We start from the raw sequence: 1781 nt of genomic DNA on the forward strand, positions 1-1781 counted from the left end.
CGCAAAGGAAAGAGTTGTCAGAGTAAATGAAGACGGATCTTTTGTAACAGAACCGGTTGAAGAGATTTCTTCATACGTGACAAATGCGCCCTGTGAACACCCGGCGAGATATTTAGAAGCTGTGGGTAAAAAAACGGATTTTCAAACAGTGGGAACAGCAGGAACCTGTTATAAAGAAAGGCTGATTATTTCTAATAAATGCACTAAGTGTCAACGCAGAGGAATTAAAACTTATAGCCCATGGGTTCGCTGCAGTAAGCATAGATACCCATTGTTGAAAAAGACTTGTAGTATTTGTGGATATAAAAAGTAATAGCAATTAGAAAGGAGCAGTTAAATGAAACGAAAAAAATTTTGGATTGGCGTGGCAGCGTGTATGCTGATTGGTACTGTTTCAGTGGCAGCTAGTTCCGGAGTTGAGTTGCATGAATTTTTCAATGCAAATAGAGAGAGGGTAATGTATCCGATAGCTACATTTGACGAAGATCCGGATTTAAGCACCAGCGGACCGCAGGATCAGGTATCCGTAGGGCAGATTATTGAAACAGAAGACGGAAAAGAAAAAGTTATTGCAGTAGATGGTCAGGGAGCTTATGTGACAGAAGTAATAAACCAGTAAGGGGAATATTAAACAAGTACTGTTCATGTTCTTTTTTATAAAAAAGGTAGTTAGAGAAAAGCCCTTAAGGAAAAGACAAAAAATCAAATTATAGGTTATTAAAATGGGATAATTCGAACATTTATTATAAGATGGAGGATTAGAAATGATAAGAAAAAATGTCGTACATAAGATTATTGCGTTAGCAGTTATTGCAGCACTGTCCCTGAGTACAACGAATGCATTTGCGGAAGAGGTGAAGAATAATACTGCGGTGGAACAGTTCGATGCGGTCTCGGACGATGTTCATATAGGAGATGTTGTTGATTCTGGTAACGGGCAATCAATTGTTATAGAAGTGGATAAGGATGGCTCATTTAAAACAATGGATATTTCCCAAAATACATATGCACTGTTAAAATGTAATCACCCAGGCTGGACGCAAATTACTAATACGGAATACAAAGGTACAAGACCTTGCAAGAATCATAATAGCATATGTTATTATAAAGTATATTCTGCTGTGTATAAATGTACAAACCAGAAGTGCTCTGTTAGAAGAGTTATTAAAACAAATGTTTCCGTACATCATGTATATAAAAATAATAGATGCACTGTTTGTGGCTGGAAAAGGAAATAGGGAAGGTGAGCTAATGAATAAAACCAAAATAATATTTTTTTCTGCATTACTGATGTGCTTCTCTTTAACAACTCAAACAGAAGCTAAAAATATTGGTGAAGATATTTATCAAGTTTGCAAGAATGATATTTTTACTGATCATAGTGAGTTTAATTGTAAAAAAATCGTGACGGAAATAAAGAGCAATGAATCTTTCACTGCAATAGATTTGGGAGAGTGGTTAAAAAAACAGAATATTTATGATATTTCTGTGGTTGAAGATAATGAAGACACTGGTGTGAAAAAATTGTTATATGAAAGAAATCTGAATAAAGAGGAAAAGGACGAATTTTACGATTCGGAAGATACTTCATATATCTATTTTGATGATCTAGTACATGAAGGAGATATTATTCATTATACGGAGAAAATTGTTGAAGAGGTAACAGAGGTAAATGGTGATGGGAGTTTTTATACGCAGGTAGAGCCACAACCGATTTTTTTATCAAACTAAATAAAAGAAATATTGTAGACTGAAAACAAAAAGTTATTGCAGTAGATGGT

At 34.9% G+C, this 1781-nt stretch carries 4 protein-coding genes; all 4 read left to right on the plus strand.

Going from position 1 to position 1781, the window contains the following annotated elements:
* Nucleotides 1-313, plus strand: a 313-nt coding sequence (locus PGQ38_RS19080) for a hypothetical protein (RefSeq protein WP_270433134.1), incomplete at its 5' end; no start/stop codon positions are given.
* A 24-nt stretch (nt 314-337) separates the two neighbouring features.
* Nucleotides 338-619: a hypothetical protein gene (locus PGQ38_RS19085; RefSeq protein WP_204453211.1), complete on the plus strand. Its 282-nt coding sequence runs from the start codon at nt 338-340 to the stop codon at nt 617-619.
* Between the two features lie 145 nt (nt 620-764).
* Nucleotides 765-1238, plus strand: coding sequence for a hypothetical protein (locus PGQ38_RS19090; RefSeq protein ID WP_204453209.1), 474 nt, complete (start codon nt 765-767; stop codon nt 1236-1238).
* 13 nt (nt 1239-1251) lie between these two features.
* Nucleotides 1252-1731 (plus strand): hypothetical protein, encoded by a 480-nt coding sequence (locus tag PGQ38_RS19095; RefSeq protein WP_204453208.1) that lies wholly within the window; start codon nt 1252-1254, stop codon nt 1729-1731.
* Nucleotides 1732-1781: the final 50 nt, after the last annotated feature.

It is taken from the genome of Blautia faecis (assembly GCF_027662325.1).
Classification (GTDB): domain Bacteria; phylum Bacillota; class Clostridia; order Lachnospirales; family Lachnospiraceae; genus Blautia_A; species Blautia_A faecis.

Coding starts and splice junctions, on each gene's coding strand:
- PGQ38_RS19085 (WP_204453211.1), top strand. CDS start 338: ATGAAACGAAAAAAATTTTGGATTGGCGTGGCAGCGTGTATGCTGATT.
- PGQ38_RS19090 (WP_204453209.1), top strand. CDS start 765: ATGATAAGAAAAAATGTCGTACATAAGATTATTGCGTTAGCAGTTATT.
- PGQ38_RS19095 (WP_204453208.1), top strand. CDS start 1,252: ATGAATAAAACCAAAATAATATTTTTTTCTGCATTACTGATGTGCTTC.